The organism is Rhizobium sp. NFACC06-2, assembly GCF_900101425.1.
In the GTDB taxonomy this organism is placed as follows: domain Bacteria; phylum Pseudomonadota; class Alphaproteobacteria; order Rhizobiales; family Rhizobiaceae; genus Agrobacterium; species Agrobacterium leguminum.
In genome coordinates this window covers 50553-67040 of sequence record NZ_FMVA01000014.1, presented here as the reverse complement: position 1 = coordinate 67040, position 16488 = coordinate 50553, and the positions used below count along the sequence as shown (strand labels likewise).

At 60.8% G+C, this 16488-nt stretch carries 16 protein-coding genes; 4 read left to right on the top strand and 12 right to left on the bottom strand.

The annotated features are described in order from the left end of the window. Positions 1–118: 118 nt before the first annotated feature. The 3 genes from purD to F3H58_RS20975 all read left to right on the top strand — a co-directional run bounded on the left by purD (position 119) and on the right by F3H58_RS20975 (position 4207). Positions 119–1390: a phosphoribosylamine--glycine ligase gene (purD, locus tag F3H58_RS20985; RefSeq protein WP_149743634.1), complete on the top strand. Its 1272-nt coding sequence runs from the start codon at positions 119–121 to the stop codon at positions 1388–1390. 157 nt (positions 1391–1547) lie between these two features. Next, positions 1548–2057 (top strand): plant virulence effector HPE1-like domain-containing protein, encoded by a 510-nt coding sequence (locus F3H58_RS20980; protein WP_149743633.1) that lies wholly within the window; start codon positions 1548–1550, stop codon positions 2055–2057. Positions 2058–2383: 326 nt separating this feature from the next. Continuing rightward, positions 2384–4207, top strand: coding sequence for a methyl-accepting chemotaxis protein (locus F3H58_RS20975; RefSeq protein ID WP_149743632.1), 1824 nt, complete (start codon positions 2384–2386; stop codon positions 4205–4207). 116 nt (positions 4208–4323) lie between these two features. Here the strand turns inward: F3H58_RS20975 and F3H58_RS20970 are convergent, their stop codons facing one another. From F3H58_RS20970 to F3H58_RS20915, 12 genes are all read right to left on the bottom strand, one after another. Next, positions 4324–4818, bottom strand: a complete 495-nt coding sequence (locus F3H58_RS20970) for a 2-thiouracil desulfurase family protein (protein ID WP_149743631.1) — start codon at positions 4816–4818, stop codon at positions 4324–4326. 230 nt (positions 4819–5048) lie between these two features. Further along, a complete protein-coding gene (gene glyS, locus F3H58_RS20965; protein WP_149743630.1) occupies positions 5049–7202 on the bottom strand; it encodes a glycine--tRNA ligase subunit beta in 2154 nt (717 codons plus the stop codon). 98 nt (positions 7203–7300) lie between these two features. Further along, the gene (locus F3H58_RS20960; protein WP_149743629.1) at positions 7301–9238 is read right to left on the bottom strand and encodes a DUF2207 domain-containing protein; all 1938 of its coding nucleotides are present in this window, start codon (positions 9236–9238) and stop codon (positions 7301–7303) included. A gap of 21 nt (positions 9239–9259) precedes the next feature. Then, positions 9260–10537 carry a 3-phosphoshikimate 1-carboxyvinyltransferase gene (gene aroA / locus F3H58_RS20955; protein ID WP_149743628.1) on the bottom strand — a complete coding sequence of 426 codons (1278 nt, stop codon included), beginning with the start codon at positions 10535–10537 and terminating at the stop codon, positions 9260–9262. Positions 10538–10624: 87 nt separating this feature from the next. After that, entirely contained in the window at positions 10625–11176 is a 552-nt protein-coding gene (locus tag F3H58_RS20950) for a LemA family protein (protein ID WP_078051226.1), read from the bottom strand. 78 nt (positions 11177–11254) lie between these two features. Beyond that, complete coding sequence (locus tag F3H58_RS20945) at positions 11255–12217, bottom strand: glycine--tRNA ligase subunit alpha (RefSeq protein ID WP_188129012.1); 963 nt, start codon at positions 12215–12217, stop codon at positions 11255–11257. A gap of 80 nt (positions 12218–12297) precedes the next feature. After that, the gene (locus F3H58_RS20940) at positions 12298–12714 is read right to left on the bottom strand and encodes a PIN domain-containing protein (RefSeq protein ID WP_149743627.1); all 417 of its coding nucleotides are present in this window, start codon (positions 12712–12714) and stop codon (positions 12298–12300) included. Beyond that, positions 12711–12941: an AbrB/MazE/SpoVT family DNA-binding domain-containing protein gene (locus F3H58_RS20935; protein ID WP_149743626.1), complete on the bottom strand. Its 231-nt coding sequence runs from the start codon at positions 12939–12941 to the stop codon at positions 12711–12713. The genes F3H58_RS20940 and F3H58_RS20935 overlap by 4 nt, the downstream gene beginning before the upstream one ends. A 52-nt stretch (positions 12942–12993) precedes the next feature. Continuing rightward, on the bottom strand, positions 12994–13188 hold the full coding sequence (locus F3H58_RS20930) for an NfeD family protein (protein ID WP_004432742.1): 195 nt from the start codon (positions 13186–13188) through the stop codon (positions 12994–12996). Positions 13189–13208: 20 nt separating this feature from the next. Next, positions 13209–14075 (bottom strand): S49 family peptidase, encoded by an 867-nt coding sequence (locus F3H58_RS20925; RefSeq protein ID WP_188129011.1) that lies wholly within the window; start codon positions 14073–14075, stop codon positions 13209–13211. Between the two features lie 91 nt (positions 14076–14166). Then, complete coding sequence (locus F3H58_RS20920; RefSeq protein ID WP_149743625.1) at positions 14167–14967, bottom strand: tRNA1(Val) (adenine(37)-N6)-methyltransferase; 801 nt, start codon at positions 14965–14967, stop codon at positions 14167–14169. A gap of 6 nt (positions 14968–14973) precedes the next feature. Next, complete coding sequence (locus F3H58_RS20915; protein WP_020813603.1) at positions 14974–15204, bottom strand: putative signal transducing protein; 231 nt, start codon at positions 15202–15204, stop codon at positions 14974–14976. A gap of 111 nt (positions 15205–15315) precedes the next feature. Here F3H58_RS20915 and F3H58_RS20910 point away from each other — a divergent pair, with 111 nt between their 5' ends. Then, positions 15316–16332, top strand: a complete 1017-nt coding sequence (locus tag F3H58_RS20910) for a polyprenyl synthetase family protein (RefSeq protein ID WP_149743624.1) — start codon at positions 15316–15318, stop codon at positions 16330–16332. Positions 16333–16488 lie beyond the last annotated feature (156 nt).

Here is a 16488-nt window from a genome sequence, read left to right as displayed (position 1 = left end):
GAAAGGCGGCCTTCAAGGGAAAGACGGGCATTGACGGCGCTTTCTCCTTGACCTTTCGCCCCCCTGCCCTTAACGCCCCTGACACAAGGTTACTGGCGAATTTGCAGGGGTATTGACCATGAAAGTTCTGTTGATCGGTTCCGGCGGACGCGAACATGCGCTGGCGTGGAAAATCGCCCAGTCTCCCCTGCTCGATGAGCTTTATGCCGCCCCCGGCAATCCCGGTATTGCCGACCATGCGACGCTGGTGGCGCTGAACGTGGAAGACCATGCGGCCGTCATCGCCTTTGCGAAGGAAAAGGCAATCGACTTCGTTGTTGTCGGCCCGGAAGCGCCGCTGGTTGCGGGTCTTGCGGATGATCTGCGTGCCGCCGGCATCGCCACTTTCGGCCCCTCGAAAGCCGCCGCCCAGCTGGAGGGTTCCAAGGGCTTCACCAAGGATCTCTGCGCGCGCTACGATATCCCGACCGGCGCCTACCAGCGTTTCAAGACCGTCGAACCGGCCAAGGACTATGTTCGTCAACAGGGCGCTCCCATCGTCATCAAGGCGGACGGGCTTGCCGCCGGCAAGGGCGTGACCGTAGCGATGACGGAAGCGGAAGCGCTTGCCGCGATTGACGACTGTTTCGACGGCGCTTTCGGCGCGGCCGGCGCCGAAGTGGTGGTGGAGGCCTTTCTCGATGGCGAAGAAGCGAGCTTCTTCTGCCTTTCCGATGGCAAGACCGCGCTGGCGCTTGCTACTGCGCAGGATCACAAGCGTGTCGGCGATGGCGATACCGGCCCGAATACCGGCGGCATGGGTGCCTATTCCCCCGCTCCTGTGATGACACTGGCCATGGTGGAGCGCACCATGAAGGAGATCATCGAGCCGACGATTTCAGGCATGGCCAAGGATGGCAATCCCTTCTCCGGCGTGTTCTTCGCCGGGTTGATGATCACCGCCAAGGGCCCTGAACTCATCGAATATAACGTGCGTTTCGGCGATCCCGAATGCCAGGTGCTGATGATGCGCCTGAAAAGCGATCTGCTGCCGATCCTCTATGCCACCGCGACCGGCACGCTGGACAAGGTTGAGGCGGAATGGCGCGACGATGCCGCGCTGACCGTCGTTCTCGCCTCGAAGGGTTATCCCGGCGCTTACGACAAGAACACGCCGATCGCCCATATTCCCGAGGCCAGCGAAGAGGCGAAGGTGTTCCATGCCGGAACCGCGCTGAAGGACGGCGGGCTGGTGGCCACGGGCGGACGCGTGCTGAACGTTACCGCCCTTGGAAAGACCGTCACGGAAGCGCAGTCCCGCGCTTATGCGCTGGCCGACAAGGTGGAGTGGGAAAATGGCTTCTGCCGCCGCGATATCGGCTGGCAGGCCGTCGCCCGCGAAAAGGCCTGATCCTTAAGGCAAACGGGATTGAGCGCGAATATTTCGTTCAATTTTTACCAAGTTTGCTGACCCGATGGAAACGAAACATCGGTAATACTTGCCGGAACATTGAATGGCGCACCGTGTCTCGACCACGAGGCCGCGCCGTCATTTCGGGGGTTTTTCGATGCGTCGTCTTTTTCTGACAGCGATTGTCGCGCTGACCGGCGGGTCGGCGATGGCGTCTTCCATCGAATATATAAACGGCGTGCATGTGGCCAACGGCAGCTTCATTCGTCGCGATTGCGCGGGCTGCAAGCCCATGAAGGGCAAAGCCGTGGCGCAGGGTTACGCCGTTCCCTCCATTGAGCCGGGCACGCAGCACACGGAAATGCGCGAAGTCGACGGCAAGCGCACCCTGCTGCGCACCGAAGCCTGGCTTGGCGGCGCGCCCGTCACCTTCGTCAGCACCAATCCGGCATGGATGGCGGAAACCCCCAGCACGGCCATCGCGACCTATGACGACGCAGAACCCGTGGCACATCCCGCTGAGACGGTTTCGACACCGGCCGGCATCGACGTGACGACCACCACGGCGGCCGTCACGGAAATTTCCACCGAAAACGCAGCCGAACCGGCCAGCGCCTCGGTGATCGGTGCCCCCCCGTTCCCGGATTTCAAATTGCGCGGCAATTGACCGGCCGATGACGTCTTTCATGACGAAGGTCAAATAATCGCGTCATCGCTGCATTCTCGAAATGGCGCCGCAACCATGCGGGGAATATTGCTTTTTCTCCCGCTTATTCTGCCTGTCGGGCCTGATAAAGCTTTCGCTAATTAAATATTTATTCAAATTTTTAGCCGCTAAGTGCGTTTATAGTGCGATGCAGCACAGGATGAGGCCGCGGCGCGGACACGCGCTTTTGGGCCCTTTTATCGCGCATCATGCGCCTCTCCCTTCTCCGAAACATCGGTACCGCGCGGCGTTTTCAGGCGCGCGATCCCAAACGCTTGTGAGCGCCCATGAAGAACCTTTCCATTTCCCGTCAGTTGATCGTTCTCGTGGTGGCCCTGATGGCCGCCTTCGCCGTGGCGACGTTTTACCAGCTGAAATCCGCCACCGACGCGATCTATGAGGAACGCTACGGCATGCTGCGGACGCAGGTGCAATCGGCGATCTCCATCCTGCAATCCTTCCACGACAAGGAAAAGGCCGGAACGCTTTCGCGCGACGAGGCCATGAAACAGGCTTACGCCACCGTCAGCGCCATGCGCTTCACGCCGGACGGCTATCTGTTCGGTTACGACTACGACGTGACGATGAAGTTCCATCCCGATGCCAAGCGCGTCGGCGAAAGCTTCAAGGGCAAGCCGGACAGCAAGGGTTTCGCCTATCGTGACGAGCTGGTGCGGCTTGGCCGCAATGGCGGCGGCCAGACGGATTTTTACGGTCCGAAACCCGGCATGGAAGGCAATGACTACGCCAAGAGCTCCTATGCCCTTGCATTTGAGCCCTGGCAGGTGGTGGTCGTGACCGGTGTTTACATCGATGATCTGAACGCGCAGGTTCGCGGCGATGTGATGAAGGCGCTGTCGATAGGCGCGCTGATCTTCGTGCTGGCGCTTGCCGCAGCCTTCTACGTCATCCGTGGCATTTCGAAGCCGCTCGGCGACATCCACCGCGCACTTGGTGAAGTGGCCAATGAAAACGTCTCGCTCGCCATTCCCCATACCGGCCTCACCAACGAGGTGGGCATGATGGCGAAGGCCACCGCCTCGCTGCAGGACAAGGTGCGCGAGCGCCATGCCATGCAGCGCCGTGAGGAAGAACAGCAGCGGCAGCTCAATGCGGAGCGCCAGAACAATCTCGACATGCAGCGCAACGAGGCGGAATTGCAGGCGCGTGTCGTCACCACCATCGGCGAGGCGCTGGAGAAGCTGGCGGGCGGCGATCTGACCGTACGTTGCGGCGATCTCGGCAACCGTTATGCGGCGCTGCGCGACAATTTCAACGAGGCCCTGATCCATCTCGACGCCGCCATGGCCAAGGTGAATTCCAAGAGCATCGACATCGGCGGCTCCAAGGAGGAAATCCGCAAAGCCTCCAACGAGCTTTCGCAGCGCACCGAACGGCAGGCTGCCAATCTGGAAGAAACCTCGGCCGCTCTCGATGAATTGACGGTTGCGGTGCGCCAGACGGCGGAAGGGGCGGCCGACGCCGCCAAGCGCGTCACCACCGTCAGCTCCGAAGCCATCCGCAGCGACCGGGTGGTGGAAGAAGCGATCACCGCGATGAGCGGCATCGAACAGTCATCCGACCAGATTTCCAACATCATCGGCGTAATCGACGACATCGCCTTCCAGACCAACCTTCTGGCGCTGAATGCCGGTGTGGAAGCGGCGCGTGCCGGTGAGGCCGGCAAGGGCTTTGCCGTGGTGGCGCAGGAAGTGCGCGAACTGGCGCAGAAATCCGCCGCCGCCGCCAAGGAGATCAAGGACCAGATCGCCCGTTCTTCCGCCCAGGTGGAAAACGGCGTGCGCCTTGTCGGCGAGGCTGGCGATGCGCTGAAACGCATCTCGGATCAGATCAAATCCGCAAACGAGATCGTCAGCAAGATCGCCCATTCGGCCGCCGAACAGGATACGACGTTGCGCTCGATCTCCTCGTCGCTCAACCAGCTCGATGTCGCCACCCAGCACAATGCGGCGATGGCGGAAGAAACCACGGCTTCGGCGGAGGCGCTGGCCGTGGACACCGAGGAACTGCTGAACCTCATCCGCGGCTTCCGCGTCTCCTCCGGCCACCAACTTCATGGCATGGCAGAGCAGATGCGCATGGCGGGGTGATACGCTCCAGGACCATCGATGAACAACGGCGCCGGGGGAAACTCCGGCGTTTTCTTTTCAAGCATTTCCAGGAAAAGTGGAACCCGGTTTTGCGTCCGGAAATGCTCCAAAACACTCTAACGGGTCAGCGCATCCAGCCGGTCGATATCGGCAGGTGAAAATACGGCAATACCGGCTTTTTCGAGCAGCGCCGCCGTCACCCCGTTGCCCGCATGTTTGACGCCGGAAAACGAACCGTCATAGATTGCAACCGACCCGCAGGACGGGCTGCCGTCAATCAGAAGCGCATATGTGCAGCCATTGGCCCTGGCGAAGGCCAGCGCCCTTTCCGCACCTGCGATAAATTGCACCGTGACATCGCCACCGCTGACCTCCAGCACACGGGCGCGGCCCTCCAGCACATCGACACCGGAGGCACCCTTTTCGATTTCCGCCTGCGGCCGCGGCACTGGCATGCCGCCCGCCATCTCCGGACAGATCGTAACCAGCCTGCCCTCCTGCCGCCAGCGGTCTATCGCCGGGTGGGCGAAGGGTTTGCCTCTGCCGTCGTAACGGACCGGTTGGCCGAGGAGGCAGGCGCTGATGAGGATTTTGGGGGTAGTGTGGGTCAATGGGGTCATCCTGCAAGGTCGCGGGCGCAGCTTACCCCCCCTCTGCCCTGCCGGGCATCTCCCCCTCAAGGGGGGAGATCGGCGAGGGGCATGCTCACCGCTCTTCCCGGAACGTTCAATGTGGCTGAGAGGTTGCCACGGGTCGATCTCCCCCCTTGAGGGGGAGATGTCCGGCAGGACAGAGGGGGGTGAACCGCACACACTGACATGTACGTCTACCCCAAAACCCCTCACCCCGTGATCTTCGAGAAATCCGCAACTGTTCCGGTCGCTTCGCGAATAGCCTTCAGCAGCGCCAGACGGTTTGCACGGATGGCCGCATCCTCGTCATTGACGAGCACATCCTCGAAGAACTTATCGACAGGAGCGCGAAGTGTGGAGAGCGCCTGCATGGCGGAGCGGAAATCCTCGCCCGCAACAGCCTTCGCAGCGTCGGCGGAGGCGGTCTTGATCGCCGTATAAAGCGCCTTTTCGGCATCGAGCTTCAACAGCTCTTCCGAGACGCCATCGGCCACCACGGTGCCCTTCTTTTCCTCTGCCGCCAGAAGCTGGGTGGCGCGCTTGGCGCCTGCCAGCAGGTTGCGGCCATCCTCGCCGGTGATGAAGGCGGTGAGCGCCTCGACACGGCGGGCGATCATCAGCAGATCATCGGATTCCGGCGTCAGGACGGCGTCGATCAGATCGTAACGCGCGCCGAGATCGCGCAGATAGACTTTCAGGCGATCATGGAAGAAGGAGAGAAGGTCCGGGTCCTTCGCAACGCTCAGCAGCGGAAGCCGCACGTTTTTCTCAAGCAGAATGCGCACCACGCCCAGCGCCGCACGGCGAAGCGCAAAGGGATCCTTCGAGCCGGTCGGCTTCTCGTCGATCGCCCAGAAACCGACGAGTGTATCGAGCTTGTCGGCCAGAGCGATCGTAATCGCCACCTTGTCGGCCGGCAGGCGGTCGGAGGGACCCTGCGGCTTGTAGTGGTCTTCGATGGCGGCCGCGACGCTTTCGTTTTCGCCCTGCAGCGTCGCATATTTGCGGCCCATCAGGCCCTGAAGCTCTGGGAATTCACCGACGGCTTCGGTGCGCAGGTCGGCTTTCGCCAGAACAACAGCGCGGTCCACCAGATCGGCATCGGCGCCGACAACCGGGGCCAGCGCCTTTGCCAGTTCGCGAATACGCGCCACGCGCTCACCCTGCGTCCCGAGCTTGGCATGGAAGGTGACGTTCAGCGCATCGAGCTTCGCCATGCGCTGGTCGAGCGGCTTCTTGAGATCGAGGCCGAATTTCGCAGCCGAATCTTTCAGCGTTTCCAGATCGGGCAGATCGCCCTGGTCGCGGTTCCAGAAATGGCGGGCATCCGACAGGCGGGCGCGAACCACCTTGCCATTGCCATGGATGATTTCCTTGCCGCCATCGCTTGCCTCGATATTCGAGATCAGGATGAAGCGGTTGGAAAGACCCTCTTCCGCACCCTGATTGCGGGTGACGAAACACTTCTGGTTGGTCTTGATGGTGAGGCGAATGATTTCCGCAGGGATCTGCAGGTAGTCTTCCTCGAAGGTGCCCATCAGAACCTGCGGCCATTCGACGAGGCCCGAGACTTCTTCCAGCAGGCCTTCATCTTCCACCAGTTCCAGCCCGTTGGCGAAGGCCAGGTCCTTGGCATCGTGCAGAATGATATCCTTGCGGCGTTCGGCATCGAGAATGACCTTCGCCTTTTCGAGGCTCGAGACATAATCCTCGAAACGGCGCACGGTGATCGGGCCGGGTGCATGGAAACGATGGCCATAGGTGACGTTGCCGGCGACGATACCGTCGATGGCGAAAGGAATGACCTGCGTTTCGTCATGTTCGGGGCCGAACAGGCAGACGATGGATTGCAGCGGCCGCACCCAGCGCAGGCTTTCCGAGCCCTTGCCTTCTATACCGGCATAGCTGGAACCCTTCGGCATGGAGGCCGGGCCGGAGCGCATGGATTTCGGCCAGGGGAAGGAGCGGATGATGCCGGGCATCACTTCCGCGATGATCTCTTCCGCCGGGCGGCCGGGCTTGTTGAGGATGGCGATGTAGAAATCGCCCTTTTTCGGATCGGAAACGACCTGGGCTTCCGAAATGTCGTTGAGGCCGGCGCCGCGCAGAAAGCCCTCGATGGCCTTTTCATTGGCGTCGGTGCGCGGGCCCTTCTTTTCCTCACGCACATCGGCGGAGCGGGCGTTGAGGCCGCGGATATCCAGCGTCAAGCGGCGCGGCGTCCAATATTCGCGCGCACCCTCATAGGTCAGCCCTCTCTCCACCAAGGCATCGGTGACGAGTTTCTTCAGATCGCCCGCCGCCTTGCGCTGCATGCGGGCAGGGATTTCTTCGGAGCGAAGTTCAAGCAGAAGATCGGGCATGGGATAAGGACTTTAATCTGTTGCAAAAGAGTGTCGCGGACTTAGCAAGACCAGCGGCAAAAGTCACCAGCTATCGGTTAAATTACCGCCGGCGGGCGTTACCAGCCGCCGCCGCCACCACCACCGCCGCCGGAGCCGGAAAAACCGCCGCCGCCACCGCCCGAAAAGCTGGAGCCGGAGGAGCTGACTGGCTGAGGAATGGTGGAAGCGATGGTATTGGCCATGGAGGTGGAAAAGCCGCCGATCCTGTCGCCAAAGCTGCCGTAATTGCTGCCCGCATACCAGCCAGGCGCATAACTTGCAGCAGCGGCACCGGCGGCAGCCGTGGCAAGCCAGGCCTCGAAGGTGCGGCTCCACGGTTTTTCGACACCGAGCGCCACGGCATAGGGCAGCAACGTCTCGAAATGCTGCGGCGACATGGCGGGCGCGCCGGCCATGTTCATCCGGTCTTTTTCCGCCAGTGTCAGATAGGTTCTGAGGCCCTCGATGCCATCCATCAGCTTGCGGCCGAGCGGCGTCGGCGCGCCCATCAGGAACAGGAACAGCGCATTGGTGAGCACGATGCCGCCGATGGCCGCCAGCGCCACCGACTTGGTGTCATGCGTCACATCCAGCAGGATTTGCGTGGCGATGCCGCCAATGGCGGAAAAGGCCACGAAACCGGCAAAGGCCAGCATGACGATGCCGCCGATCCGCTTGCGCAGCGGTGCGCCGCGCGAGAACTGGCGGCCGATACCGATCGACAGGATGCTGAAGAAGAAGGCGAAAAAGCCGAAGACCAGCACGGCGGCAATGGCGCTTTCATCCAGATCGCCGAAGATCAACGTCGCGACGATGAGGGCGATGCTGAGGAAGATGCCGAACACGGTGTAACCGGCATTGCTGCGGTAATATTTGCCGCGATGCTCTTTCTCTATCGCCGCGCGGAACTGTTTTCCGACCTTCTCAACTTCCGCACCATGGGCCTTGTCGATGGTCAAAGTCTCGCCCGGACTGCCGATGGAGGCAAGCAGCGTCTTCTGGCCGGTGGGTAGATCAGTGGCGGTTGCCTTTTCCGTGCGGCGAATGACGATTGCGTTCTTCAAATCCTCCAGAACGACATAGCCTTTGACCGCAAGATCAAGGGCTGAGGCAGAGAGCGCCGTCCAGCCGGCACCGGAAAAACCGCGATTATCGACGTAGTTGACCAGAGCCGGCGAGAGCCCCTCCGGTGCATCCCAGCGCGGCACGACCACGCCCTTCGCCGGATCGCGGCCGACGGCGAACCAGGCGCGCAGGTAATAAAGCAGCACGGCGAAAAGCCCGCCGCCCGAAAGCAGGATGGCGAGATTGTCCCGCAGCCACCAGCCCGCCTCCTGTGAGGTGTCGGGTGCGGCAATCGCGCCCTTGGGGAGCTTGACGGCGACCGTCATGCCTTCACCCACCGAAAATGGACGGGTGGAGGCGAAAAAGACTTCATTGCCTTCGCTGAGGATGCGGGCATCCTTGCCTTTCGCGCCCAGCGGACCGGTGAAGACGGCCGTATCGGTGGCCTTGACGCCCTGTGGCAGCGTGATGGTCGCGGAAATCTCGCCCATCGGGAATTGCCAGCCATTGCCGGTGACATTCCAGGTCAGCTCATCATAATCGCTGAAATAGCGGATCTGCCGGGCGGTGGTATAGGTGATTTGGAAGATGTGCTCGCCGGTCGGCAGAAAACGCTCGGCGCTGCCGGTATAGATGCGGATGCCGCCATCGATATTCTCGGTGCGCCAGTTTTCCGGCGCGCCATCGCGTTCCACTGAAACGACGTCGAAATCGACCTTCGTACGGCGGTTATTCGCATCCAGCGCATAAAGCGGGAAATCGCGGAAGATGCCGCGCTTGATGTTCCGGCCCTCGGCACGGGCGGTGATGGTTTCCGTCACCGTCAGCTTGCCATCCGCCGCCAGCTCGATGACGGAATGGTAGGAGCGGATGAATTCCTCCGCGAAGGCCGGGAAGGCCGCGCCCATGAAGACGAACAGCGCGAGAAGTCTTGCGGCGATGGTCTTCACGGGCGGTCCCTCCTCAATGGCTCAGTGCTGCGGCTCGGCAGCGCTTTCCTTTTCGGTATAGTCGACGCCGAGCGACGCGAGCGCCTTCCAGTAACCGGGATAGGTCTTGCCGACGCAGGCCGGATTCTGGATGGCAATGCCGCCGACTTTCAGCGCCGCCAGCGCAAAGCTCATGGCGATGCGGTGGTCGGCAAAAGTATCGATGGAGGCCTTGACCGTCTGGCCTGCAAGGGCCGGATCGGCATGCACGATCAGGTCGTCGCCCTCCTCATGCGCCAGACCGTTACGGATTTCGTTGAGGCCGAGCGAGACGGCGCGGATACGGTCGCATTCCTTGACGCGCAGATTGGCGATGCCGACGAAACGCACCGGCGTCTCGTTGAAGGCGGCCAGAACCGCGATAGTCGGAATGGCGTCCTGCATCTGCGAGCCGTCGATTTCGGCGGGCAGGTGCGGAAACTTGGCCATGACATCATAGGCCTTAGCATCCGGCTGGGTGAACTTATCGGCCGGCGTGCCGATATCGATCGCGCCGCCGGTCAGAAGCTCCGCGCCCCAGAGATAGGTGGCGGCGGAGGCATCCGGCTCGATGTGGAAATCGGTCTCCGTGTAACCCGTCGGATGCACGCGCCAGATGGCGTTGCTGACCCGCTCCACCTTCGCGCCGAAGGCTTCCATGGCCGAGGTGGTGAGGTCGATATAACCCTTCGCGCCGATTTCCTCGCCCTTGAGGACGATATCGACAGGCTTGTCGCCGCAGGCAGCCGCCATCAGAAGCGCAGACACATATTGGCTGGAGAGGTTGGCGTCAATGGTGACGCTGCCCTTCGGGAAACCCGTGCCCTTGCCGCAGACGGTGACGGGCGGGCAACCGGTGGGCGCTTCCGCCTCGACACCGAGGGAGCGCAGGGCCTCCACCAGCGGCATGATCGGGCGTTTGCGCATGTGCTCGTCGCCATCGATGATGACGGCGCCATCGACAAGTGCGGCAGCAGCGGTGAGGAACCGTGTGGCGGTGCCGGCATTGCCGAGGAAAAGCGGCTTTTCCGGCTGCTGCAATACGCCAGTACCCTCCACGACGAAGGTGGTGGCATCAGGCTCGGTGACCTTGACGCCCATCTCGCGCAGGGCTTCGGCCATATAAAGCGTGTCGTCGCTTTTCAGTGCCCCGGTCAACCGGCTTTTGCCCTTGGCAAGACCGGCCAGGAGAAGCGCACGGTTGGTGATGGACTTGGAGCCGGGCGGCTCGACCTTGCCGGAAAGCGGGTGGTCGGGCGGGGTGATGGTCAGTTCGATCATGATTGTCGTCTTGTCAAAGAATGCAGCGAAGAGCCGGATTATCGGAATTTGAACGGGAGGTCTTGAGCCGCCGAGGGAACAGTGCGCTTAGAATTTCACAGTCGGCACGGCGCGGTCGGCCGGGTTGTCGATCTCGAAATACGGCGCCTTGGCAAAACCGAACTGGCCTGCGACCAGATTGGAGGGGAAGCTTTCCACCTTGACGTTGAGATCGCGGGCGGCGCCATTGTAATAACGGCGCGACATCTGGATTTCGCTTTCGATGGTTTCCAGCGAACGCTGCAATTCCAGAAAATTCGTATTGGCCTTGAGATCGGGATAGGCTTCGGCAAGCGCAAAGAGCTTGCCGAGCGCCTGAGACAGCAGCCCTTCCGCCTGAGCGCGGCCCTCGACATCGCCCGCCGGCACGGCCTGCGCCCGGTTACGCATGGCGATCACCTCCTCGAAGGTGCTCTTTTCGTGCGCCGCGTAACCCTTCACGGTCTCGATGAGGTTGGGAATGAGATCGGCGCGGCGCTTCAGCTGCACGTCGATGCCCGACCACGCCTCTTCCTTCATCTGCCGCGCCTTGACCAGCCCGTTATAGATGAAGACGACATAGAGCGCGATTGCCGCGATGATTGCCAGCGTGATGAACATTCCCGACCCCTCCTCAAGAGGCGCGGACACCAGAACGGCGTCCGCACGTTAGACTGTTGCCCCGCCTTACATAAAGGTTCAGGCGGCCCTGTTCCAGTTCGATCCGCCCGCATCCGTCAGCAGGAAGGCTTCGCCGCAGGCTTTCGCCAGCGTGCGCACGCGCAGGATATAGCTCTGGCGTTCCGTGACCGAAATTACGCCGCGCGCATCCAGAAGGTTGAAGACGTGGCTGGCCTTGATGCACTGGTCATAGGCCGGGAAAACGCATTTGTGCAGGCGCTGATTGTCGTTGTCACCGGGCGCGCCGGCGGCGAGAAGCGCCTGGCATTCCTTTTCGGCGTCGATGAAATGGCGATGCAGCATGGCGGTGTCGGCAAATTCGAAGTTATGCCGGGAATATTCCTGCTCGGCCTGGAGGAAGACGTCACCATAGGAAATCTTCTCTTCGCCTTCGCGGCCGTTGAAGTTCAGGTCGTAGACATTGTCGACGCCCTGAACATACATGGCGAGACGCTCCAGACCATAGGTAAGCTCGCCAGCGACCGGCGAGCATTCGATGCCGCAGACCTGCTGGAAGTAGGTGAATTGCGACACTTCCATGCCGTCGCACCAGCATTCCCAGCCAAGACCCCAGGCGCCGAGCGTCGGGCTTTCCCAGTCGTCTTCGACGAAGCGCACATCGTGCAGCAGAGGGTCGAGGCCGATGGCCTTCAGCGAACCGAGATAGAGTTCCTGCAAGTTGGAAGGATTGGGCTTCAGAATGACCTGATACTGGTAATAATGCTGCAAACGGTTAGGGTTCTCGCCGTAACGCCCATCGGACGGGCGGCGCGAGGGCTGCACGTAAGCGGCCTTCCACGGCTTTGGCCCAAGCGCGCGCAGCGTGGTTGCCGGATGGAACGTACCCGCGCCCACTTCCATATCGTAGGGTTGCAACACCGCGCAGCCCTTGTCGGCCCAGTAATTATGCAGCGTCAGGATCAGCGCCTGAAAGGAACGCTTCGGGTTCATATGGTCGGGAACATCGGTCATTGCAGTCATCGCGGTGTTAGGAGGACAAGTAAGCATTGACTTACTTCGGATGCGGACTGGTGCCACGGCATGGCGTGAGGGTCAAGGTTTTATGCGTGGAGACGGGCGGTGAACGGGTTGACGATCTTCATCCGCCCTTCGACGGTGAGACCGTCATGCATGTCTTCGGAGAGGAAAACATTGCTTTCCGCCTTCAGAGCCGCTGCTACCATCAATGCGTCATAGAAGGCGAAGTTATATTTATCGACAAGATCAATAGCGCTCGCATTTAACTGCACATTGAGTTCGACGACCGTCACGGCCATTCGGCGGAGACCATCCAGCGATCTGTGGATTTCGCCCCATTTTTGTGGCCACTTCCGCCGGACAACACTCGCAAATTCGTTAAATGCCTGAACGCTCGTCACATAAGGTTTCGAAACGATCTCTTGGGCCTTGGATGACCGTTCGTCGTCCAGAAAGGCGTAGATGAAGATATTCGTATCGAGAAAGGGCAAATGGCTCAACGCTCATTTGCCTCTTCGCGGTCGAATTTCCAGCCCGGCGGCAGCTGCCATCGCTGAGCGCGAATATACGATAGTATCTTTTCGCGCTCCTCCTGCGAAATGGAAGCAGACGGTTCCTGTACGGGTACAGAGACATCCACCTCGTCGCCTTCCTTGATATGCAAGGCTTCCGCGACATCCGCCGGAATGCGGACCGCAAGACTATCGCCCCATTTCGTGACACGCATGACGGTCTCCTTAATCGAAAGCGACTATAGCAAATTCTGCGTTACAGGAAAATTACGCCTCATCCTCGCGCTTCACGCGGTATTCGCCGGTTTCCGGGTCCTTGATCAGCGTGCCGATGGCGCCGGTCTCGCGTTCCTTCTCGCGCTGTTTCGATTTTGCCGAGAGCTTTTCCGCGTCGCGGACGAAGCGGCGGTAAAGGATGACGGATCCCACCACCAGAAGAATAATTGTAATGAGCTGCGCCATAAGGCTTCATTCCCGAGACATCATAGACCGAAACGCGACCACAATGCCTTTTCTTCGGCGATTTCCGCAAGCCCCGATACCGCACCGGCGGCCAGCCTTTCGGCATTCACGTCAAGAGCAGCATTGACGCCCGGCATCTTTTTGCCGAATAGAGTGCGCCCGCCGCTGACAAGCTGGAGCTTGACCTTCTCACCGTAACGGCGGCGCAGAACCTCGCGCATGTCGCCCAGCCCGTCGATCAGGCCGAGGTCGAGGCCGCGCATGCCGGTCCAGAACAGGCCGGAGAAGATCGCCTCGTCGCCCTTCAGTTTCGAGCCGCGGCGCATCTTGACCATATCGATGAAAACATTGTGGATTTCGACCTGAAGCGACTTCAGGTAATCGATATCGCCTTCCTTTTCCGGCTGGAAGGGATCGAGGATGACCTTGTTCTCGCCGGCGGTATAGACACGGCGTTCCACGCCGATCTTCTTCAGCATTTCCGGAAAACCGAAACCACCGGAGACGACGCCGATGGAACCAACGATGGAGGTGGGATCCGCGATGATTTCATCACCGGCAAGCGCGATCATGTAACCGCCGGAGGCTGCAACGTCTTCCACGAAGATCAGGACCTTCTTTTCCTTTTCTTCGGCGAGCTGGCGGATGCGGTTATAGATCATCCGCGCCTGCACCGGCGAACCGCCGGGCGAATTGAGCGAAATGGCGACGGCCGGGGCATCCTTGACGGCGAAGGCCTTTTCCAGAAGCGGCGCATAGGAGGCGAGATTGAGGGCGGGGCGGAACTGGTTGCCGCCGGCCATGATCGCACCGTGCATGCGCACAACCGGGATGACGAGCTCCTTTTTACGAAAGCGTTTCGGCACCAGATACTTCAGAAAACCCACTACTCAATCCTCGCAGCATTTATCCGTTCGTCACGGATGTATGTATCGCCCCGGAAAACACAATGGTTTGCGGCCGGCGGAACGGCGATATTTATGACGCGGTCCGGATTGCCCTTACATTACGCGAATAGGCGGCGCGGCCATTGTTCAGGTCATCCACGAAGGGGGTGAAGGCATGGCTGCCGGTCTCATGCATGATGAGCGGTGCGCGGAACGACAGCCGCGCCCGTGAACCCTTGACGGCGGTGATGAGCATGCGCACCGCATCCTCGCCAAGGCGCGGATGAATGAGGGTGATTTCGAGGCCGCCGAAACGGCTGCCGCAGGCGGCGATGATCTCCGCCACCGATTGCGGCCTTGAAATCAGGGAAAGCTGCCCACCCGGCACCATGATCGCGCCCGCGGTCCTGATCCAGTCTTCGAACAGGCCATCGGTCATGGCATGCGCTTCGGCCTTCAGGGCATCCGGTGTGCGGCGGTCATCCGCATCGTTATAGGGCGGGTTCATGATGACGTGATGGAAATGATCATCGGGCAACCCCGCTTCGGCGCGTGCTTTCGCCCGCAGTGTCACATCGGCTTCGCGTACATTCACGCGAGCGGAAAAGGCAGCATTCTCAGGTAGTTCGAGGCTGCGGCGGGCAAATTGCGCCATTTCCGGCGAGCGTTCGTAAAGCGTCACCTCGGCCTTTTCGAGCCGCGCCGCAACCGCCATGCCGGCAGCCCCCGCGCCCGCGCCGAGATCGGCAATCCGGCAGGCACGCTCATCCGCCACCAGCGAGGCCAGAAGCATGGCGTCCATGCCGGCCCGGTGCCCCCTGCCCTTCGGCTGGATGATGTGAAACCGGCCCCGGTGAAAGGCGTCGATCGTTTCGGAAATGCCGTCGCCCACCGCCGTTCAAGCCTCTTCGTTGCGCAACTCGTCGCCGAGCCCGGCATCGATGAGAATGCGGCGGGCCTGATCTGCCCGATCTTCCTCCACCAGAAACCTTCGCGGCAAAAGACCGAGCGATCCTTCCAGAATGCTCATCGCCTGATCGGCGATGAGGCAATGGATGCCGGCATCCCTCATCAGGCTTTCGGCGAAGGAGAGCAGCACGGCATCGTTGGTACGGATCAGTTCACGCATGGATAGACCTTAAATTCCCATCTTTTTGAATGGCTAGCGGCAATTCGCCCCTTGCCGCGCAAGGCGTCAGTTTTTATTGTCGAATTCAAATTCGAACTGGAGTCCTGTCCCTTGGGCGTCGTCATACCGCTTGAAGAAAGCAAAAACAAACTCGCATCCGTCAAGCCGCTTGTCGACCTGACCCGCCCCGATATGGAACGGGTAAACCAGCTTATCCTTTCCAAGGCCGGTTCCGATGTCCAGATGATACCCGAGGTGGCCAACCACCTCATCTCTTCCGGCGGCAAGCGCCTGCGGCCGATGCTGACGCTCGCCTCCGCCTCGATGTTCGGTTACAAGGGCGACAACCACATCAAGCTCGCCACCAGCGTCGAATTCATGCACACGGCAACGCTTCTGCATGACGATGTGGTGGATGAAAGCGATCTGCGCCGCGGCAAATCCACCGCCCGCACCATATGGGGCAACCAGGCGAGCGTTCTCGTCGGCGACTTCCTGCTCGGCCAGGCCTTCCGCATGATGGTGGATGTCGGCTCTCTCGATGCGCTCGACGTGCTGTCCACCGCTGCCTCGGTGATCGCCGAAGGCGAGGTTCTGCAGCTTTCCGTCGCCAAGAACATGGAAACGACCGAAGACGATTATCTGCAGGTGATTCGCGCCAAGACGGCCGCCCTTTTTGCGGCGGCGGCGGAAGTCGGCCCCATCGTCGCCAAGACCGACAAGGCGACCCGCAGCGCACTGAAATCCTACGGCATGAATCTCGGCCTCGCCTTCCAGCTGGTCGACGATGTGCTGGACTACGGTGGAAAATCCGCCGATCTCGGCAAGAATACCGGCGACGATTTCCGCGAAGGCAAGATCACGCTGCCAGTCATCCTCTCCTATCGTCGCGGCACGCAGGATGAGCGCGCCTTCTGGCGCAACGCCATCGAAAAGGGTGAGAGCAGCGACGGGAACCTTGAAAAGGCGCTGGGCCTGATTACCAAATACAACGGTCTTGGCGATACGATCGGCCGCGCCACGCATTACGGCACCATCGCCCGCGATGCGCTCGCACCGCTGCCGCAGAGCCCCTGGAAAGATGCGCTTCTGGAAGTGATCGACTTCTGCATCGAGCGTCTGAACTGACGCTAGAGGCCGGGCGAAAGGCGGATGGAAAAGACCATCCGCCCAGGGTTCCGGGCCAGCTTCTCCGCAAGGCGTGATTGTGGCCGGGGCCATAATTTCTTGCGGGGCTGCTTCAAAAAAGCCATTCTATCGTGACCAACAATGGAAACTGATTTT

Excerpts from the sequence above, each read along its gene's own strand:
- purD (WP_149743634.1), top strand. The coding sequence starts at position 119 with ATGAAAGTTCTGTTGATCGGTTCCGGCGGACGCGAACATGCGCTGGCG.
- F3H58_RS20980 (WP_149743633.1), top strand. The coding sequence starts at position 1,548 with ATGCGTCGTCTTTTTCTGACAGCGATTGTCGCGCTGACCGGCGGGTCG.
- F3H58_RS20975 (WP_149743632.1), top strand. The coding sequence starts at position 2,384 with ATGAAGAACCTTTCCATTTCCCGTCAGTTGATCGTTCTCGTGGTGGCC.
- glyS (WP_149743630.1), bottom strand. The coding sequence starts at position 7,202 with ATGCCCGATCTTCTGCTTGAACTTCGCTCCGAAGAAATCCCTGCCCGC.
- aroA (WP_149743628.1), bottom strand. The coding sequence starts at position 10,537 with ATGATCGAACTGACCATCACCCCGCCCGACCACCCGCTTTCCGGCAAG.
- F3H58_RS20950 (WP_078051226.1), bottom strand. The coding sequence starts at position 11,176 with ATGTTCATCACGCTGGCAATCATCGCGGCAATCGCGCTCTATGTCGTC.
- F3H58_RS20945 (WP_188129012.1), bottom strand. The coding sequence starts at position 12,217 with ATGACTGCAATGACCGATGTTCCCGACCATATGAACCCGAAGCGTTCC.
- F3H58_RS20935 (WP_149743626.1), bottom strand. The coding sequence starts at position 12,941 with ATGCGTGTCACGAAATGGGGCGATAGTCTTGCGGTCCGCATTCCGGCG.
- F3H58_RS20930 (WP_004432742.1), bottom strand. The coding sequence starts at position 13,188 with ATGGCGCAGCTCATTACAATTATTCTTCTGGTGGTGGGATCCGTCATC.
- F3H58_RS20915 (WP_020813603.1), bottom strand. The coding sequence starts at position 15,204 with ATGCGTGAACTGATCCGTACCAACGATGCCGTGCTGCTCTCCTTCGCC.